This is a genomic window from Intestinimonas sp. (assembly GCF_026169115.1).
Classification (GTDB): Bacteria; Bacillota; Clostridia; order Oscillospirales; family Oscillospiraceae; genus Intestinimonas.
The window spans coordinates 1-17,641 of record NZ_JAPFEA010000031.1; the positions used below are offsets into that span (position 1 = coordinate 1).

Below are 17,641 nucleotides of genomic sequence, written 5' to 3' on the forward strand. Positions count from 1 at the left end.
CCATTATCCCAGGCGCAAGACAGGAGGCACCAGCATGGAACAGCTCCACTTTGTGGACGCATGCACCGACGAACACTTTCGCGCCATGTCCCTTATCCACGCCCTGGGATGGCGGGACACTTATGTGGACGCGGTGCCGGCGGAGTATATGGCCCGGGAGATCACCGATGAGCGGTGGGTCCCCTTCTTCCGGGACGACTACCGGCTCAATCGATGTCACGGTCTTTTGCTTTATAGGGATGACACCCCTGTGGCCTGCATCAACTACGGCCCCGCCCGGACGGAAAACTACAATGCCGGCACCAGGGAGGGCTCCGACTTCCCCAATGCCGCCTACGCCGGCTGGGGAGAGCTCATCTCCTTCTACACCCACCCCGACGAGCGGGGCAGGGGCTACGGCGGACGGCTCATTGAGGAGGCCATGGACCGCCTGCGCCGGGAAGGCTATCAGAACTGTTTTGTCTTCGTTCTCCGGGAAAACGAGAAGGCCCGCCGGTTCTATGCCGCCCACGGCTTCGCCTGGGACGGCACCCACGCCGACATCCCCTTCCCGCCCAACGCCGTCTGTGTGGACCTGAGATATACAAGGGAGCTGTGATACCATGTGGAAAATGAGCGTGGCCGCCCTGCTGTGCGCCCTGGCCCTCCTGACCGCCTGCGGCGGAGAGGAGCCCCTGAACTGGACCCCCTCTCCCGCTGTGCCGGCCCCCACGGCCAGCCTTCCGGCGGCGGAGGACGCCCCCTGGGCCGCCCTCACCGTAGCCGACCTGCCCACCGCCCTGGCCAAACCGGAGGACATGGCCGCCGGGGCCGCAGATCAGATTCTCCTCCTGGGCTGCAAGCTGGAGAAGGAGATCTTCCTTTACGGCCTGGGTCAGGAATACGGCGGCGGCATCCTGCTGCGGCGGGGTGAGGTCCTCACCCACTTCGACCAGGAATTTGTCTCGCCGAGCGCCCCGGCCCTGCCGGAGCTCTACCTCACCGACAGCGACGGCGAAGAGTCCCTGGCCGTCCGCTATCTGATGTCCGCCGACGGTGACCGGATCTCCTATGACCTCCATCTCTATACATGGGATGGCGCGGCTTGGTCCGACTGCGCCGCCACCCACGACGCCTGCGCCCGGAAGGCCCTGGCGGAGGTAACCACGGACCGTGACGGTGACCGGTTCACTCTGTCCTACGGTGCCACCAGCGCCGTCTACCAGCTGCCGGACGCCTGCCGCTCGGCCTCTGGACAGCTCGTCCTGGACAGCTGCTTCTTCCGGGAGGAGGAGGGCGTCTTCACCGTGGTGCTGGGCGCGCGGCTGGACGTCACCGGCGTCCGCTTCGCCAACATACTGGCCGCCATTGACTGGGAGGGCACGGATTTCTCCCTGCGGGACATCCGCATTGAACCCACCACGGTGGTCTGAATCTGAAAGAAAAGGAGTGTTAAAACGTGGATGACACCCGTATGGGCACCATGCCGGTGCGGCCCCTGCTGCTGCGGATGGCCTGGCCCATGATGCTCTCCATGCTCATCCAGGCCCTCTACAACCTGGTGGACTCCATGTTCGTCTCCCGGCTCAGCGGCGCGGCCTTTGAGGCCCTGTCCCTGGCCTACCCGGTGCAGATGTGCATGGTGGCCGTCTGCGTGGGGACCGGGGTGGGGCTCAACGCCCTCCTCTCCCGGCGGCTGGGCGAGGGTGACCGGGAGGAGGCCCGGAAGGTGGCCCTCAACGGCGTCTTCCTCTATCTGCTGTGCTGGCTCCTCTTTCTCGCCTTCGGCCTGGGGCTCTCCCGGCCCTTTATGGCCTTTTTCACCGGCGATCCCGCCATCGCCGTCCCTGGCCGGACCTATCTCACCATCGTCACCTGCGCTTCGGTGGGCATGACCATGCAGTTCGCCTCTGAACGCATCCTCCTGGCCTGCGGGGACCCCATCGGCCCTATGGTGATCCAGGGCATCGGAGCCGTGGTCAATCTGATCCTGGACCCCCTCCTCATTTTCGGCCTGGGTCCATTTCCCGCCCTGGGGGTGGCCGGCGCCGCCACCGCCACGGTCCTAGGCCAGCTCACCGGCATGGCAGTCGGCTGCCTCCTCCTCCGGCGGCTCCGCCGCTTCCCCCTCTCCCCCAGAGGATTCCGCCCCAGGAAGGATATCCTGGCGGAGATCTGCCGGGTGGGCATCCCCGCCGCCGCCATGCAGTCCCTCTCCTCCGTCATGATGCTGGGGCTCAACAAGATCATGGCCCTCTACGATCCCAGCGCCGTCTTCATCCTGGGCGCTTACTTCAAGCTTCAGACCTTCCTCATCATGCCGGTGGCCGGCCTCACCAACGGACTCACCCCGCTGGTGGCCTACAACTACGGCGCCCGGAGCCGAAGCCGCATCCTCTCTCTGACCCGGTTCGCGCTGGCCCTGGGGGCCGCCATCATGGCGGCGGGGTCCGCCCTTCTCCTCCTCATCCCCGGGCCCCTGCTGGGGCTCTTCGGCGCCGAAGCCGCCGTGCTCTCCTCCGGCGTCCCCGCCCTGCGTATGATCGCCGTCGGTCTGGTCTTCGCCGGCGTCACCACCATCCTGTGCGCCGTCTTCCAGGCCCTGGGCTCCGCCGGCGTCAGTCTGGCCCTCTCTCTGCTGCGGCAGGTGGTCCTCATTCTCCCCGCCGCCTGGCTCCTGGGCCGGTTCAGCGCGGGGCTCATGTGGCTCTCCTTCCCCTTCGCCGAGCTTCTCTCCTGCCTGGCCGCCCTGCTCCTGTTCCGCCGGATCAGCCGGAAACAACTCTCTTCCCTGTAAGTCTCCGGCAGAATTGGAACCATTCGTTACCCAATGTTCATAACTTTGTGGTTGTTTTCTTTCGGCTGAGAGGGTATAATCTACAAACAAAGCCGAAATTACATTCCAAGATATGGAAGGGAGGACTTTCCCTTTGAAGAAGCTCATCATCCTGTGCGCCGTCTGCCTGCTGGCCCTGTCGGGCTGCATGGGCAGAAAGACGGCCACGCCCTCGCCGGAGGCGACGGAGACGGTCTCCCCCACCCCCCTGGCGGTGGAGACGCCCACCCCCACGCTCACCGCTCCCCCCGCCCCCACCGTCACACCTGCCGCCCCCACGGAGCAGCCGCCGTCCGAGACCCCCGCCCCGGCAGAGACCGGCCCTGTGACCGCGTCTGTTCCCCCGGATTGGGACGGCGACCCCGACAGCCTGACCCTGGACGACTTCCCCACTCAGCTCTCCAGCGGCACGGATGTGGCCGACCGGGTGAGCGCCCTGGAAGAGGGGGAGACCGGTCTCTATCTGGTGTGCCAGCTCCCCGAACAGGACACCTGGCTCTACGGCTACTGCGACGCTGAAAACACCCAGGGACTCATTCTCAGGGTCGGGACCCTGTGGCAGTCCTTTGACATCCCCTTCCTCGCCTCTCAGACCCTGATGCCGGCCATGGCCTACGGCGACTACGACAGCGACGGGATGGAGGAGCTGGCCGTCGTCAGCTTTCTGGGCGGCGGCTCCGGCGTCAGCGTATGGGGGCTCTCGCTGGTGGACTTCTCCAGCGGCGCATGGCAGCTCTTCCAGTTCGATCCCGCCGACTACACCGCCATTGTGGACCTGACCCTCTCCAGCGCCTACGACCCGGAAACTGACCAGATCACCCTTCTGGCGGGGGACGCCAGTCTCCCCCTGAGCCTCGCCGACCTGGGGTATCCCGGTCTGGGGTCGGAGATGGAGGCCGACCTGGGCCACTGGATCTTCTTCACCACCGAGGGCGACGCCATCCGGGCCTCCTTCGGTATCTCCCTCCGGGCGGAGGGCATGCCGGTGGAAGGGGTCCACGCCGCCATGCTCAACGCCAACGTGGTCTATACCGGCTCCGCCTTCGGCCTGAGCGACTTTTCCTTCTCCCTGCCGGAGTTCTGAGCCACCCAACATATTCGCCCCCTTCCCGCCGTATGCTGTGGGGAGGGGGTGTTTTCGTGTCCGTTTCTTCTCTCGCAGAGGTCCTGACCGTCCCCGGTCTGCTGCCGGTGGCCCTGCTGACGCTGGGGGTGCTGCTGGTCAACGGCTGGACCGACGCCCCCAACGCCATCGCCACCACCGTGGCCTCCGGCGCCCTCTCCTTCCCCGCCGCCGCCGCGCTGGCGGCGGTCTGCGATCTGCTGGGGGCCCTGCTCTCCGCCGTCTTTTTTCCCGCAGTGGCCCGGAGCGTGCTGGATCTGGCCCGGTTCGACGGGGACAGCCGGGCGGCCCTGTGGGCCCTCTGCGCCGCTCTGGGAGCCGTCATCGCCTGGTCGGCGGCGGCCTGGGTCCTCCGCATCCCCACCAGCGAGAGCCACGGACTGTTGGCCGGCCTCGCCGGGGCTTCGCTGGCGCTGGGAAGGAGCGGGGGCGGCGTGGCGCTCCGGGCCTGGCTCAGGGTCCTGCTGGCCCTCCCCCTGTCCGCGGGAACGGGCTGGCTCCTGGCCAAGGTCCTGACCGCCCGGCCAGGGAAGCCCCGGAGTACCGCCTTTTACCGGAGCGCCCAGCGGGCGGGGGCGGCCGCCATGGCCCTCCTCCATGGAGCCCAGGACGGCCAGAAGTTCCTGGGGGTCTTCCTCCTGGGGCTCTCTCTGGCCGCCGGGCAGAGCCGCCCCAGCGGCCCTGCCCCGCTGTGGCTCTCCGCCCTGTGCGCCGGGGCCATGGCCCTGGGCACCGCGCTGGGTGGCCGCCGGATCGTGGACGCGGTGGGCCGGGATATGGTGGCGCTGGACCTCCGCCGGGGACTGGCCGCCGATGTGGCCGGCGCTGTGAGCCTCCTGGGCTGCACCCTGCTGGGTCTGCCTGTCTCCACCACCCACACCAAAACAGCCGCCATTTTGGGGGCGGGACAGCATCCGAACTGGAGCGTCGCCGGGTCCATCGCCCTGGCCTGGGCCCTCACCTTCCCTGTATGCGGCCTGCTGGGCTTCCTCTGTGCGAAATTCCTTCTCTTTTTTCTCTAAAATCTCTTTTCATTCGTGAAACAAACGTATATAATAGACATGTATGTGCAGCGGCGGGCCGTCCGGGACGACAGAGCCGCAATCAGATAACGGAGGAAAAACCATGGAAAGATTAGTCGGCACTGTATCCAGAGGCATCCGTGCTCCCATCATCCGGGAGGGAGATGACATCGCCCAGATCGTGGTGGACAGCGTGCTCGCCGCTTCCGAGAGCGCGGGCTTCCAGCTCCACGACCAGGACGTGGTGGCGGTGACGGAGGCCGTGGTGGCCAGGGCCCAGGGCAATTACGCCACCGTGGACCAGATCGCCGCCGACGTCCGCAGCAAGTTCGGTGACCACACCGTGGGCGTGGTCTTCCCCATCCTGAGCCGGAACCGCTTCGCCATCTGCCTCAAGGGCATCGCCACCGGCGCCAAGAAAATCGTTCTGATGCTCAGCTACCCCTCTGACGAGGTGGGCAATCACCTCATCGATATGGACCTGGTGGACGAAAAGGGCGTGGACCCCTACAAGGACGTCCTCTCCGAGGCCAAATACCGGGAGCTCTTCGGCTACCACAAGCATGTCTTCACCGGCGTGGACTACATCGAGTACTACAAGGACCTCATCACCAGCTGCGGCTGTGAGGTCGAGGTGGTGCTGGCCAACGACTGCCGGGCCATCCTGGACTACACCAAGCACGTCCTCTGCTGCGATATCCACACCCGGGCGCGCTCCAAGCGTCTGCTGACCAAGGCCGGCGCCGAGCTGGTACTGGGTCTGGATGAGATCATGACCGCCTCTGTGGACGGCAGCGGCTACAACGAGAATTACGGCCTGCTGGGCAGCAACAAGGCCACCGAGGACAAGGTCAAGCTCTTCCCCCGGGACTGCCAGACCGTGGTGGACCGCATCCAGAAGGCCCTGGAGGAAAAGACCGGCAGGCATGTGGAGGTCATGGTCTACGGCGACGGCGCTTTCAAGGACCCCGTGGGCAAGATCTGGGAGCTGGCCGATCCGGTGGTCTCTCCCGCCTACACCTCCGGCCTGGAGGGCCAGCCCAATGAGGTCAAGCTGAAATATCTGGCCGACAACGATTTTGCCGACCTGTCCGGCGACGCCCTCAAGGAGGCCATCTCCAACTATATCCGCCACAAGGACGCCGATCTGAAGGGTCAGATGGTCTCCCAGGGCACCACGCCCCGCCGACTCACCGACCTCATCGGCTCTCTGTGCGATCTGACCTCCGGCAGCGGCGACAAGGGCACTCCCATCATCCTCGTTCAGGGCTATTTCGACAACTACACCAAGTAAGGACCTATAAGTTCCCTCCCCCGGTATCGCCGGGGGAGGGTTTTTTTGTCACAGACAAACGAACCGGGGGACCGCGCAGCTACGCGGTCCCCCGGTTTTTACACTCGCCTTATTCCTCCGCCGGGGCGATGCTCCCCAGCTCCAGCACCGGCGTATCCCCCAAAAAGCCGGGGCGGCCCGCCGCCTCCTTCACTGTGCGCTGAAAGAGGGCATAAAGGGCAGACTCCCGGTACTCTGTATAGGGGTAGCCCTCCAGCGGGTAGCCGTAGTCCAGGGTGAGCCAGCCCCGCTCCTCCAGGTCCAGGAGCATTCTGCCCGTCTCCTTGACTTGGTCCATAGTCTCCTCCGGCCCCCGGAGGTAGACTGGCGAAAGGGCCACGCTGGAGAAGTCGTCCTCCACCGTGCTCTCCACCAGAAATCTGGCCAGCGGCAGGTAGTGATGGTGCTCCAGCTCGTGGAGGAAGGCCGCCTGGGCAGGGCTCAGCTCTCCATGCCGGCCTGCGTGCTCACCGTGGTGCTCATGCCGGTGTTCGTGTTCATGGTCGTGTCCGCAGCCGCAGCCGCAGTGGTCGTGGTGATGGTGCATGGGTCCGCTCCTTTTTATGTATTTGTTCCAGCATACCGGAGACGGCGCTCCCTGTCAAGTAAAAACAAGGCGGCGTACTGTTGTACGCCGCCTTGTTTTTTGATTAAGTATGCTCCGGAGCTCAGCCCTGAGAGATGGCGCCGGTGGGGCAGGTATCAGCGCAGGAACCGCAATCGATGCAGGTATTGGCGTCGATGACGTACTGGCTGTCGCCCTGGGAAATAGCGCCCATGGGGCAGGAATCGGCGCAGGCGCCGCAGCTCACGCAAGCATCGCTGATGACATAGGCCATTGGGAACACCTCCAATTTTCAATGTAAAACCATTCTACCACAGTTTTGAAAAATTGCAACGTTTATTTCTGCAAAATTCTCTCCTGTTTTTTACTCCGAATGGGTAGGAACGCCCAAACTGGTTAAACTAGGGCTGTGGCCTAGGATCTTCCAGTCCGGTGCGGAAGGTGGTTTATCCCGCCCCCGTCCTGGATATAGTTTAGATGCGGCGTAGCGCCGCTTTTCAACCCTCAGGAGGTGAGCATATGCGGAAAGAGCAGGACCGTTTTCGCGTGGAGCTGGCCGGGGCCCTGACCCCGGAGCTGGAGGGCGCGTCCCACAGCCGGGCCCACGGACGCCGGAGCCCTCCGGCGGCACAAAGTAAGGGGAATCGAGGTGAAAGACCATCCGAGAAGACCGATTCACCCAGCGGGCCCAGGCAGCCCTGAAGCTGGCTCAGCGGGCGTCGGCCAATCTGGGCCACAGCTATGTGGGCACTGAGCATCTGCTGCTGGGCCTGGCCCGGGAGGGACAGGGGGTGGCCGCCCGGCTGCTTCTGGCCTCCGGCCTCACACCGCAGCGCCTGGAGGAGGAGGTGCAGCGCACATCCGGCAGCGGCAGCGCCGTCTCTCTCCCCCTCCACGGCCTGACGCCCCACTGCCGGCAGGCCGTGGAGCTGGCCGCCGCCGAATGCCTGCGCGCCGGCTCTCGCCGGGTGGACACTGAGCACCTGCTGCTGGGCCTTCTCCGCCTTGGAGAATGTACCGCCGCCCGGATCCTGGCCTCCACAGGACAGCTGGGCAGGCTCTACACAGATATATGGAAGACACTGGGCGTGACTCCCGCCGGCTCCCTTCCCTGGGAAGGGACGGCCCGGCCCCGCCCGGAACGAGATCACACAGAACGGGGCGAAAAAAAGCTGTTAGAACAATTTTCCAAGGATCTGACCCGTCTGGCCGCCGCCGGCAGCCTGGACCCGGTCATCGGGCGGGACAGCGAGCTGCGGCGGGTCATCCAGATCCTCTCCCGGCGGCAGAAGAACAACCCCGCCCTCATCGGAGAGCCCGGGGTGGGAAAGACCGCCATTGCTGAGGGACTGGCCCGGCGCATTGCCGCCGGCCAGGTCCCAGACTGTCTGCGCGGCAAGCGTCTGCTCTCCCTGGACCTCTCCGCCACTGTGGCGGGGACCAAATACCGGGGCGAATTTGAGGAGCGCATCAAGAACATCCTGTCCGAGGTCAGGCGGGCGGGGGATATCATTCTCTTTCTGGATGAGCTCCATACCATTGTAGGCGCGGGCAGCGCCGAGGGCGCCATCGACGCCGCCAATATCCTCAAGCCCGCCCTGAGCCGCGGGGACCTCCAGGTGATTGGCGCCACCACCCTGGCCGAGTACCGGAAGTATATCGAGCGGGACGCCGCCCTGGAGCGCCGCTTCCAGTCTGTTCTGGTCGAGGAACCCAGCCGCGCAGACGCTCTGGTCATCCTCCGGGGATTGCGCAGCCGCTACGAGGGACACCACGGGCTGACCATCTCCGATCAGGCTCTGGAGGCGGCGGTGGACCTCTCCTGCCGCTATCTCCCGGACCGCTTCCTCCCGGACAAGGCGGTGGACCTCATCGACGAGGCCGCCGCTCAGGTGCGGATCGGCGGTCTGGAGACGCCCCCCGCCCTCCAGGGTCTGGAAGCCCGGGCCTGTCAGGCCGCAGCCGCCCGGGAGACCGCCATCCGGGCCCAGAATTACGAGCAGGCCGCCATGCTTCGGGACGCAGAGCGGGATTTCCGCCGGGAGCTGGCGGTCCAGTGTCGTGCCTGGCGGCAGGACCACAGGAGCCGGCAGGTGGAGGCGGAGGATGTGGCCGCCGTGGTGGCCGACTCCACCGGTATCCCCATAAGCACCCTGACCCGGGCCGAGTCCGACCGGCTCCTGGCTCTGGAGGAGGAGCTCCACCGGCGAGTGGTGGGGCAGGATGCCGCCGTCTGCGCGGTGGCCCGCGCCGTCCGCCGGGGCCGGGCCGGTCTGAAGGAACCTGGCCGCCCCATTGGCTCCTTCCTCTTTCTCGGACCCACCGGCGTGGGCAAGACCGAGCTGTGCAAGGCGCTGGCCGCCGCTCTCTTCGGCACCGAGGAGGCCCTTCTCCGCTTCGACATGTCGGAGTATATGGAAAAGCACACCGTCTCCCGGCTCCTGGGCTCTCCCCCAGGCTATGTGGGCTATGACGAGGGGGGACAGCTCACCGAAAGAGTGCGGCGCAAGCCCTATTCCGTAGTCCTCTTCGACGAGCTGGAAAAGGCCCACCCCGACGTCTGGGGGATCCTGCTCCAGATCCTGGAGGACGGCACGGTCACCGACGCCCAGGGCCGCAAGGTGGATTTCCGGAATACGGTGGTGGTCATGACCTCCAACGCCGGGGCCCGGCGGCTCACCGCCAAAGGGGGCCGCCTGGGCTTTACCGCCCAGCCGGGGGCGGGCCGTCCGCCGGAGGAGCTCCGGCAGGCAGTTTTTGCCGAGCTCACGCAGATCTTCCGGCCTGAATTTCTCAACCGGGTGGACGAGATCATCGTCTTCCAGCCTCTGGAGCGCCCGGAGCTGCGGCGCATCGCCCGCCGGCTGCTGGACCAGCTGGGACATCGCCTGGAAGCACATCAGGTGGCCCTCCAGGTGAGCGATCAGGCCCTGGACCGTCTCACCGATGCGGGCTTCGACCCGGAATACGGCGCCCGTCCCCTCCGCCGCGCCATCCGCACCCAGGTGGAAGATCCCATCGCTGAGCTGCTCCTGAGCGGCAGGCTCTCCGCCGGGGAGACCGCCATGGTCCTGGCCGGAGAAAATAAATTTCAAATTTTTTCGGCGCCCAGGGAACAAAATCCTGCGGCCTGCGTCCAAGGAGACTGTAACCAAAATAAAGCCAAAGGAGAATCACCCCAATGAAACGTATGCTGTCTCTTTCCCTGTCCGCTCTTCTGCTCCTCGCCGCCCTGGTGGGCTGCGGCGGCTCCGGCAACAACGCCGGCGGCGCTGACAAGACCCCCGAGGAATACACGGAGGCTTACAAGACCGCCATCGAGTCCGCCCGGGACGATGAGCTCAACAAGGTTGTCCCTGTCATCACCTCCACTGAGGACGACATGGCCGCCATGATCCTGCCCATGCTGGGCATCACCGAGGAAAATGCCGCCTCCTTTGCCGTGGCCATCTCCTCCATGAACATCAAAGCCTACGGCGTGGCCGCCATCCTCCCTGCCGAGGGCAAGAGCGAGGAGGTCCTGGAGGGCGTCAATGCCTTTGTGGAACTGCAGAAGCAGAGCTTCCAGCAGTATCTTGCCGATCAGTATGAGATCGCCAACGCCGCCAAGGTGGAGACCCTGGACGACGGCACCATCCTGCTGGTCATGTGCGAGGATCAGGACACCGTTCTGGAGGCCATCAAGACCTCTCTCAACGGCTAATATTTCCCAGTTAAACCAATGCGGCCCCTTCCCAATTCGGGAAGGGGCCGCCGTTTTTTATTCTTTTATCCCTTTTCAATGTCCAGGTTGGCATAGGCGTTCAGATCCAGCCCGCCCCGCCTGCCGGCCAGGTATTCATAATAGCCCTGACAGCCGATCATGGCCCCATTGTCACCACACAGGGAGAGGGGGGGCAGATAGAGCTCCATGCCCGCGTCAGCGCAGGCCCGCTCCAGATCCCCCCGGATGCGGGAGTTGGCCGCCACGCCGCCGGCCACGGCCACCTTCCGGTACCGGCACAGTCTGGCCGCCTCCATGACCCGGGGCACCAGCATATCGCTGACCGCCCCGGCAAAGGAGGCCGCCAGCGCGGGCAGGTCCAGGGTCTCCCCCTTCTGCTGGGCGTTGTGGATGAGGTTGATGGCAGCCGTTTTCAGCCCGGAAAAGGACATGTCCATGGGGGCGTCGTGGACATGGACCGACGGGAAGGAATACTTCTGATCGTCTCCGCCCCGGCTCAGCCGGTCCATGGGCGCGCCGCCGGGGTAGCCGATGCCCAGCACCCGGGCCACCTTATCGAAGCACTCCCCCGCCGCGTCGTCCCGGGTGGCGCCCAGCACCTGCATTTTGGTGTAGTCCTTCACGTCCACGATGAGGGTGGTGCCGCCGGAGACGCACAGACAGACAAAGGGGGGCTCCAGGTCCAGGTGGGCGATGTAATTGGCCGAGATATGGCCCCGGACGTGGTGGACGGGGATCAGCGGCACACCCAGTCCATAGGCCGCCGACTTGGCAAAGTTGACCCCCACCAGCACCGCGCCGATGAGTCCGGGGCCATAGGTGACGGCCACAGCGTCGATGTCCCGCTTGCAGAGTCCGGCCTTCTGGAGGGCGGCGTCGGCCAGGCCGGCGATGGCCTCCACATGCTTCCGGGAGGCGATCTCCGGCACCACGCCGCCATAAATGGCGTGCATATCCGCCTGGGAGGCGATGACGTCGGAGAGCACCTGCCGCCCGTCCCGGACCACGGCGGCGGCGGTCTCGTCACAGGAGGACTCAAAGGCCAGTATGTTCATGGTATCAGCTCTTTTCCTCGAAATTCAGCGTGGGGGCAGTCAAATCCGTGCCTTGCCGCCCCGGTCCCTCTGACCGCCCCACCAGATAGTCCAGCGACACACCGTAGAAGTCGGCGAGAAAAATCCAGCCCGCCAGCTTGGGCTCCCCCTCGCCCCGCTCGTAACGCTGATACTGACGGGGTACGACCCCCATCAAAGCCGCCGCTTCCTCCTGGGTCAGACCCTTTTCTTCCCGCAGTTCTTTCAGTCGAATGGGTTGTGGTCTCATGTCACACCTCTCCCCAGACCACCTTACATCTTCTCAGGGATGTGGATGAACCTGTCGTAAAGCCAGGGGGTGAGCTCGTAGTGGTAGAGGCGCTGGTGGGCCTCCATGGCCTCCTCCTCGCTCTTGTCGCCATAGAGGAACATGGCGTAGCGCACGCCGTAGATCTCGGCCACATAGCTCAGGTCCTTGAAGCCCACCCGGCGGTAGAAGGCCAGCCGCCGCCGGCGCAGGGCGTTTTCCTCCTCGGAAACGCTCTCGTCCTCGGCCTCGGCCTCCACCAGGATGCCCTCCACATGGCTGTAATGGTCCATCAGATAGGCCACCATCACCGTGCCGATGCCCTGTCCCCGGGGCTTGCCCTGGCAGACCCCCAGGTAGTCCAGCAGCTCAAAGCTCCCCTCGGGGTCCTTCCACATCATGGCGTAGGCCATGAGCTCCTCTCCCCGGTAAAGGCCCCAGGGCTCATACCGCCCCGCATCGAGCAGCTTCTCCATAGCCGCCATGGGCTTGCGCTCCGCCGGCGGGAAATCCGGCGTCAGATGGTCCCGATAGACCAGGTGCAGGGCATCCAAATCCAGCTTTTTCAACTCATACTGTTCCAATTCGATCAAACTCCACCGTCATTAAAATTGCGTCCTCATGGACTTCCGCATAGTAATTCTTCCTCCGCCCCACCTGCTGAAAGCCCAGCTTTTCATAGAGGGCGATGGCAGGGGCGTTGCTCTCCCGGACCTCCAGGGTGATAAAGGCCAGATTGGCCCGGCCGAACCGCAGAAAGGCGCCCAAAAGCTCTTCCGCCACGCCCTGGCGGCGATATTTGGGGGCCACGGCGATCTTCTCCAGACAGCCCTCGTCCAGGATCACCGACAGCTCGGCGTAGCCCAGCACCGTCCCGTCCTCCCCCTGGGCTGCGATCAGGGAGACGGCATCGTTGTAAAGTGCGTCGGCAAAGGTCTGCTCCGACCATGGCCGCTCAAAGCAGTCCCGTTCAATGGACAGCACCCCCGCCAGATGGGAGCGGTCCATGGGGACCAGATCATAATGCATATCTGCTTCTCTCCTTATCTCATCCAGGCCGGTGGACCGGGCGGCGTCTCATCCGGCCCCAGGGGGATGCGCACATCGGTCCGCTCTGGCCCGTAGATGGCCCGATGAAGGTCCATGACAAGCCCCAGATCTTCCGGCAAACTGGGCAAAAGCGTGGTAAAGCGCAGGCCACAGGTCGCCATATCGTAGGCCGGAACAAAACCGCACCGCTCATAGAACCTGAGCCTCCGCCGCCGAATGGCGTTTTCCTCCAGCCCGTCTCCCTCCGCCGGGCACTCCGCCTCGATCAGCAGCAGGGACCGGTCCCCCAGCTGCTCCGTCAGCATCCCGACGATCCTGCGGCCCAGGCCGCCATTCCGCCGGGCAGCGGTGACGCCCAAATAGTCCAGCAAAATACAGCGCGTGTCGGCAGGGTCCATCCACAGCGTGGCGTAACCCAACAATGCTTCCCCTTCAAACAGCCCCCATACTTCATACCTGCCAGCGGCCACCAGCGCCCTGATGTCGTTCAACGGTTTACATTCATTGGGCGGAAAAGCCTCCCGCAGCTCCCGATGATACCAGCTTTCCAGCCCTTCCCCTGCAATTTGTCGTAATTCCATAGGCCCCCCCTCAGTCCTTGGCCTCCGCCCAGCTCCGCCCGGCGGCGGAGTCGGCCCGCATGGGCACCGGAAGGGCCATGACCTCCTCCATCTCTCTGGTGAGAAGGGCCTTGACCTGTTCCACCTCGCCATCGGGGCACTCCACGATGAGCTCGTCGTGGACCTGGAGGACCAGCCGGGCCGCCAGGCCCTCCGCCCGCAGCCGGTCCCGGACGTGGATCATGGCCAGCTTGATGAGGTCGGCGGCGGTACCCTGGATGGGCATGTTGAGGGCTACCCGTTCCCCAAAGGAGCGCAGGTTGAAGTTGGAGGACCGGAGCTCCGGCAGCCACCGCCGCCGGCCCAGGACGGTGGAGACATAGCCGTCGGCCTTGGCCTTCTCCACCACCTCCTTCATATAGTCCCGGACCCCATGGTAGGTGGCGAAGTACTTGTCCATATATTCCCTGGCCTCGGCCCGGGTGACCCCGATGTCCTGGGAGAGGGAGAAGTCGGAGATGCCGTAGACGATGCCGAAGTTCACCGCCTTGGCCCTCCGGCGCATCTCGTGCGTCACCAACTCTGTGGGCACCCCGAAGACCTGGGAGGCCGTCACGGTGTGGATGTCCTCCCCGCTCCGGAAGGCGGCCTGCATGGCCTCGTCTCCCGAGATACAGGCCAGCAGCCGCAGCTCGATCTGGGAGTAGTCGGCATCCACCAGCTGCCAGCCCTTGGGAGAGACGAACATCTTGCGCAGCTCCGCCCCCAGCTCCGTGCGCACCGGGATGTTTTGCAGGTTGGGCTCGGTGGAGCTCAAGCGCCCGGTGGCGGTAACGGTGTTCTGGAAGGAGGTGTGGATGCGCCCATCGGCGGCAATGACCTTGGTGAGGCCGTCCACATAGGTGCTTTTCAGCTTGGCCAGCTGCCGGTAGTCCAGCACCGCCTCCACAATGGGGTGCTTGCCGCGCAGCTTCTCCAGCACCTCGGCGCTGGTGGACCAGCCGCTCTTGGTCTTCTTCACCGGGGGGAGCCCCAGCTTTTCAAAGAGGATCTTTCCGAACTGCTGGGTGGAGTTGATGTTGAAGGTCTCCCCCGCCAGGTCGTAGATGACGGCCTCGTCGGCCCGGATGCGCTCCTCCAGCATGTCGCCGAAGGCGGTGAGGGCCTGCCGGTCCACCAGCACCCCGGCGTGCTCCATCTCAGCCAGTACAGGGCACAGGGGAAGCTCTACTTCATAGAAGAGCCTGTCCATGCCCAGCTCGGTGAGCCGGGGGGCCATAGCCGCTTTCAGCGCGCCGATGAGGGCGCAGTGGGAGAGAAGTGCGTCCAGCGTCCCAGTCTCATCCCCCAGGGGGGAGAAGGCATCGGGCGCCAGATAGGTCTCCTTGGCCTTGGCCGTCTCATGGTTAAACCAGGTCACCGACAGCTTTTCCAGGTCATAGCTGCCGTCGGTAGGGGCCAGGAGGTAGGCGGCGACGGCGGTATCAAAGACGAAGCCGCCCCCCTGGATGCCCTCAGAGAGCAGCCGGGAGAGGAGGTTCTTCACATCGTGGGCGTTCTTCTTGATGTCGGGGGCGAAAAGGGACTTCAGGGTGTCGTTGTACCCCTCCAGCCGGTCTGCCCGGAGCACGGCGGCCCGGCTGTCCTGCTCTGTCTCCCGCCACTCCACCGCCACCACGTTCAAATCGGGGAGGGCCAGCACGTCCACGCTCTCCTGCTGCCGCCAGATGTTCAGCAGCTCCTCCGCCCGGGCGGGGTCGGTCACCACCTCGCTGGTACAGGTACCGGCAAGCTGCTCCTCCTGCTGCACCTCCCCCTGGGGGGCCTTGAGGCCCATCTTGTCGATGAGCTTGTTGAATTCCAGCTTCAAAAAGAGGTCGTAAAGGGTCCCCTCGTCGGGCGCCTGCCGCAGGGCGTCTCCGGGGGTGAACTCCAGGGGGGCGTCGGTGCGGATGGTGGCCAGGTCGTAGGACATCCTGGCCTGGTCCGCCCCCTCCCGCAGCTTTTTCAGCACCGCCGGCTTGGCCTCCACGCCGTCCAGATCTGCGTAGATGGCCGCTACGCTGCCGTAGCGCTGGATGAGGTCCATGGCCGTCTTCTCCCCGATGCCCTTGACGCCGGGGATGTTGTCGCTGGCGTCCCCCATGAGGGCCTTGAGGTCGATGATGTGGATGGGGTCGAAGCCGTAGACCTCCCGGAAGGCCGCCGGCGTCATGTCCTTTTCGGTGGTCTGGCCCATGCGGGTGGTGACCAGCTTGACCCGGGCGGTCTCCGTGATGAGCTGGAGGGAATCCTTGTCGCCGGTGACGATGACGGTCTCCCAGCCCGCCGCCGTATCCTTTACCGAGATGGTGCCCATGAGGTCGTCGGCCTCCCAGCCGTCCATCTCGTAACGTGGGATGTTCATGGCGGCGAGTACGTCCTTCAAGATGGGCAGCTGGGCGGCCAGTTCGTCGGGCATCCCCTTCCGCTGGGCCTTGTAGCCCTCGTAGGCCAGGTGCCGGAAGGTGGGGGCTTTTCGGTCAAAGCAGACGCACAGGGCGTCGGGCGACTCCTCTCCCACCAACTTTTGGAGGATGGTGAGGAAGCCGTAGACGGCGTTGGTGGGGGTACCGTCCCGGGTGGTGAGCATCCGGATGCCATAGAAGGCCCGGTTGATGATGGAGTTGCCGTCGATGACCATGAGCTTCATGGAAGTTCCCTCCGCGCTGCGTGAAAATTCAAGTATAGTATAGTATATCAGCTTTCCGTCCCCAGGGCAAGAAAAAGAGCGCGGCGCACGCGCCCCGTCGCTCCGGGGTACGTGCGCCGCGCCGAGGGTCCTCCCCGCGCTCAGTTTTTGCCGGTCACAGTGGTGGTGACGGCGCTCCCTGCCGTCTCCACTCCGGCGACCTCGTATACCGCACCGCCGGCCGCCCCCGCCTCGTAGGAGAGCTGGAACAGCGTCTCCCCTTCCGCGTCCAGGCCAGTGACGGTAACGGCGCCCTGGTCGTCCACCGTCACCTCATAGCTGCTGTCCCCCAGGTCCCGGCGGCAGGTATAGCTCCCCTCCTCCGCCAGGGACTTGGTGATGTCGGTCTCTGTGCCGTCCACGGTCAGGATGGACCGGCCCTCCCGGTCTTCCAGAGAGACCTCCGGCAGCCGGAGGGAGGTGAAGCTCCCCTCCGCGCTCTCCCCCGACACCTGAATGGAATTCATGGTGCTGATGAGAAAGTTCTGGATGGTCTCCAGGTTGGCGGCGCCTGCAGTGATGGCCAGGGCGGCGCACACTGCGGCCACCGCGGTCAGCACACGGACGGGGCGGCGTCTGCGCACAGGTCTGTTCTGCTCTTTCATATCGATCACCTCTTGGATTTTTTCGGCGGAAGCGGTCAGCTCCCCGCACAGCTCACGATAGGATCTGGGGTCGAACATAGCCATATCCCTCCTCGTTTTTTTCCGGCGCCAGGTCGGCCCGCAGCCGCTGCCGGGCCCGGTGGAGCCAGGTCTGGACGGTGGACGGGCGGGCCCCCAGGGCCCGGGCCGTCTCCGCCACGGAGCAGCCCTCGTAATAATAGAGGTAGACCGTCAGTCGGTACCTGGGCTCCAGGGCCATGACGGCCTCCAGCAGTTCTGCCTTGGCCGGGTCCTCCGGCACCGGCAGTTCCCGGCCATCCTCCAGGCTCACCCTGCGACGGCGCCACGCCGAGCGCAGGAGACTGCGGCTCTCATTCACCGCCAGCCGCAGCAGCCAATGCTTGAGGTGGTCAGGACCCTCAAAGTCCTCCTGCCGCTCATAGAGCTTCAGCAGCACCGTCTGCATCACATCCTCGGCGTCCGCCCGGCTGCCCAGCGCGTGGAGGGCGACCCGGTAGATGGTGTCGGCATAGGTCCGCACCACCGCTTCAAATCTCTTGTCTGTCATGGGAACTCCCCTTCCTGTTGGGGTTTGTGAAAGGCCCTTCACTGTGAATACGGCTCAGGGGGGCGAAATATCTCACCCGGACGAAAAATATTTGCCGCTCCCCGGAAAACTTCCTCTTTGCAGCCTGGCCGGCAGGCGGTATAATGGTCATGGTCCCGCCGTTCCGGCGGGCCGACATCAATGCTGAAATGCTTAGGAGTGCTG

The 17,641-nt window shown here is 64.9% G+C and carries 19 protein-coding genes; 9 read left to right on the forward strand and 10 right to left on the reverse strand.

Annotated elements, in window-relative coordinates:
• The first annotated feature begins 34 nt into the window (after nucleotides 1–34).
• The 6 genes from Q0Y09_RS02945 to Q0Y09_RS02970 all read left to right on the forward strand — a co-directional run bounded on the left by Q0Y09_RS02945 (nucleotide 35) and on the right by Q0Y09_RS02970 (nucleotide 6,254).
• Nucleotides 35–598 carry a GNAT family N-acetyltransferase gene (locus tag Q0Y09_RS02945; protein ID WP_297717364.1) on the forward strand — a complete coding sequence of 188 codons (564 nt, stop codon included), beginning with the start codon at nucleotides 35–37 and terminating at the stop codon, nucleotides 596–598.
• A 4-nt stretch (nucleotides 599–602) separates the two neighbouring features.
• Nucleotides 603–1,412 (forward strand): hypothetical protein, encoded by an 810-nt coding sequence (locus tag Q0Y09_RS02950; RefSeq protein WP_297717367.1) that lies wholly within the window; start codon nucleotides 603–605, stop codon nucleotides 1,410–1,412.
• A 26-nt stretch (nucleotides 1,413–1,438) separates the two neighbouring features.
• Nucleotides 1,439–2,776 (forward strand): MATE family efflux transporter, encoded by a 1,338-nt coding sequence (locus Q0Y09_RS02955; RefSeq protein ID WP_297717370.1) that lies wholly within the window; start codon nucleotides 1,439–1,441, stop codon nucleotides 2,774–2,776.
• A gap of 133 nt (nucleotides 2,777–2,909) precedes the next feature.
• Entirely contained in the window at nucleotides 2,910–3,899 is a 990-nt protein-coding gene (locus tag Q0Y09_RS02960) for a hypothetical protein (RefSeq protein WP_297717372.1), read from the forward strand.
• Between the two features lie 56 nt (nucleotides 3,900–3,955).
• The gene (locus Q0Y09_RS02965) at nucleotides 3,956–4,960 is read left to right on the forward strand and encodes an inorganic phosphate transporter (RefSeq protein WP_297717375.1); all 1,005 of its coding nucleotides are present in this window, start codon (nucleotides 3,956–3,958) and stop codon (nucleotides 4,958–4,960) included.
• Between the two features lie 103 nt (nucleotides 4,961–5,063).
• A complete protein-coding gene (locus tag Q0Y09_RS02970; protein WP_297717378.1) occupies nucleotides 5,064–6,254 on the forward strand; it encodes a coenzyme F420-0:L-glutamate ligase in 1,191 nt (396 codons plus the stop codon).
• Nucleotides 6,255–6,363: 109 nt separating this feature from the next.
• Here the strand turns inward: Q0Y09_RS02970 and Q0Y09_RS02975 are convergent, their stop codons facing one another.
• A complete protein-coding gene (locus tag Q0Y09_RS02975; protein WP_297717381.1) occupies nucleotides 6,364–6,840 on the reverse strand; it encodes a hypothetical protein in 477 nt (158 codons plus the stop codon).
• A 121-nt stretch (nucleotides 6,841–6,961) separates the two neighbouring features.
• The gene (locus Q0Y09_RS02980; protein WP_297717383.1) at nucleotides 6,962–7,132 is read right to left on the reverse strand and encodes a DUF362 domain-containing protein; all 171 of its coding nucleotides are present in this window, start codon (nucleotides 7,130–7,132) and stop codon (nucleotides 6,962–6,964) included.
• 245 nt (nucleotides 7,133–7,377) lie between these two features.
• Between Q0Y09_RS02980 and Q0Y09_RS02985 the strand changes: the two genes are divergently transcribed.
• The 3 genes from Q0Y09_RS02985 to Q0Y09_RS02995 are packed head-to-tail and all read left to right on the forward strand — an operon-like array spanning nucleotide 7,378 to nucleotide 10,561.
• Complete coding sequence (locus Q0Y09_RS02985; RefSeq protein ID WP_297717385.1) at nucleotides 7,378–7,560, forward strand: hypothetical protein; 183 nt, start codon at nucleotides 7,378–7,380, stop codon at nucleotides 7,558–7,560.
• Nucleotides 7,561–7,562: 2 nt separating this feature from the next.
• A complete protein-coding gene (locus Q0Y09_RS02990) occupies nucleotides 7,563–10,043 on the forward strand; it encodes an ATP-dependent Clp protease ATP-binding subunit (protein ID WP_367184327.1) in 2,481 nt (826 codons plus the stop codon).
• The gene (locus Q0Y09_RS02995; RefSeq protein ID WP_297717388.1) at nucleotides 10,040–10,561 is read left to right on the forward strand and encodes a DUF4358 domain-containing protein; all 522 of its coding nucleotides are present in this window, start codon (nucleotides 10,040–10,042) and stop codon (nucleotides 10,559–10,561) included. The genes Q0Y09_RS02990 and Q0Y09_RS02995 overlap by 4 nt, the downstream gene beginning before the upstream one ends.
• A 65-nt stretch (nucleotides 10,562–10,626) precedes the next feature.
• Here Q0Y09_RS02995 and tsaD read toward each other — a convergent pair whose 3' ends face one another.
• From tsaD to Q0Y09_RS03035, 8 genes are all read right to left on the reverse strand, one after another.
• Nucleotides 10,627–11,637, reverse strand: coding sequence for a tRNA (adenosine(37)-N6)-threonylcarbamoyltransferase complex transferase subunit TsaD (gene tsaD / locus Q0Y09_RS03000; protein ID WP_297717391.1), 1,011 nt, complete (start codon nucleotides 11,635–11,637; stop codon nucleotides 10,627–10,629).
• Between the two features lie 4 nt (nucleotides 11,638–11,641).
• Nucleotides 11,642–11,905: a helix-turn-helix transcriptional regulator gene (locus tag Q0Y09_RS03005; RefSeq protein WP_297717395.1), complete on the reverse strand. Its 264-nt coding sequence runs from the start codon at nucleotides 11,903–11,905 to the stop codon at nucleotides 11,642–11,644.
• A 23-nt stretch (nucleotides 11,906–11,928) separates the two neighbouring features.
• The gene (locus Q0Y09_RS03010; RefSeq protein WP_297717398.1) at nucleotides 11,929–12,516 is read right to left on the reverse strand and encodes a GNAT family N-acetyltransferase; all 588 of its coding nucleotides are present in this window, start codon (nucleotides 12,514–12,516) and stop codon (nucleotides 11,929–11,931) included.
• Nucleotides 12,494–12,952, reverse strand: a complete 459-nt coding sequence (gene rimI, locus Q0Y09_RS03015; protein ID WP_297717401.1) for a ribosomal protein S18-alanine N-acetyltransferase — start codon at nucleotides 12,950–12,952, stop codon at nucleotides 12,494–12,496. Before rimI ends, Q0Y09_RS03010 begins: the two co-directional genes overlap by 23 nt.
• A gap of 14 nt (nucleotides 12,953–12,966) precedes the next feature.
• Nucleotides 12,967–13,554 (reverse strand): GNAT family N-acetyltransferase, encoded by a 588-nt coding sequence (locus tag Q0Y09_RS03020; RefSeq protein ID WP_297717404.1) that lies wholly within the window; start codon nucleotides 13,552–13,554, stop codon nucleotides 12,967–12,969.
• A 10-nt stretch (nucleotides 13,555–13,564) separates the two neighbouring features.
• Complete coding sequence (gene polA, locus Q0Y09_RS03025) at nucleotides 13,565–16,225, reverse strand: DNA polymerase I (protein ID WP_297717407.1); 2,661 nt, start codon at nucleotides 16,223–16,225, stop codon at nucleotides 13,565–13,567.
• Nucleotides 16,226–16,365: 140 nt separating this feature from the next.
• Nucleotides 16,366–16,947, reverse strand: a complete 582-nt coding sequence (locus Q0Y09_RS03030; RefSeq protein WP_297717410.1) for a hypothetical protein — start codon at nucleotides 16,945–16,947, stop codon at nucleotides 16,366–16,368.
• Nucleotides 16,922–17,437 carry a sigma-70 family RNA polymerase sigma factor gene (locus tag Q0Y09_RS03035; RefSeq protein WP_297717412.1) on the reverse strand — a complete coding sequence of 172 codons (516 nt, stop codon included), beginning with the start codon at nucleotides 17,435–17,437 and terminating at the stop codon, nucleotides 16,922–16,924. Before Q0Y09_RS03035 ends, Q0Y09_RS03030 begins: the two co-directional genes overlap by 26 nt.
• Between the last annotated feature and the right edge of the window lie 204 nt (nucleotides 17,438–17,641).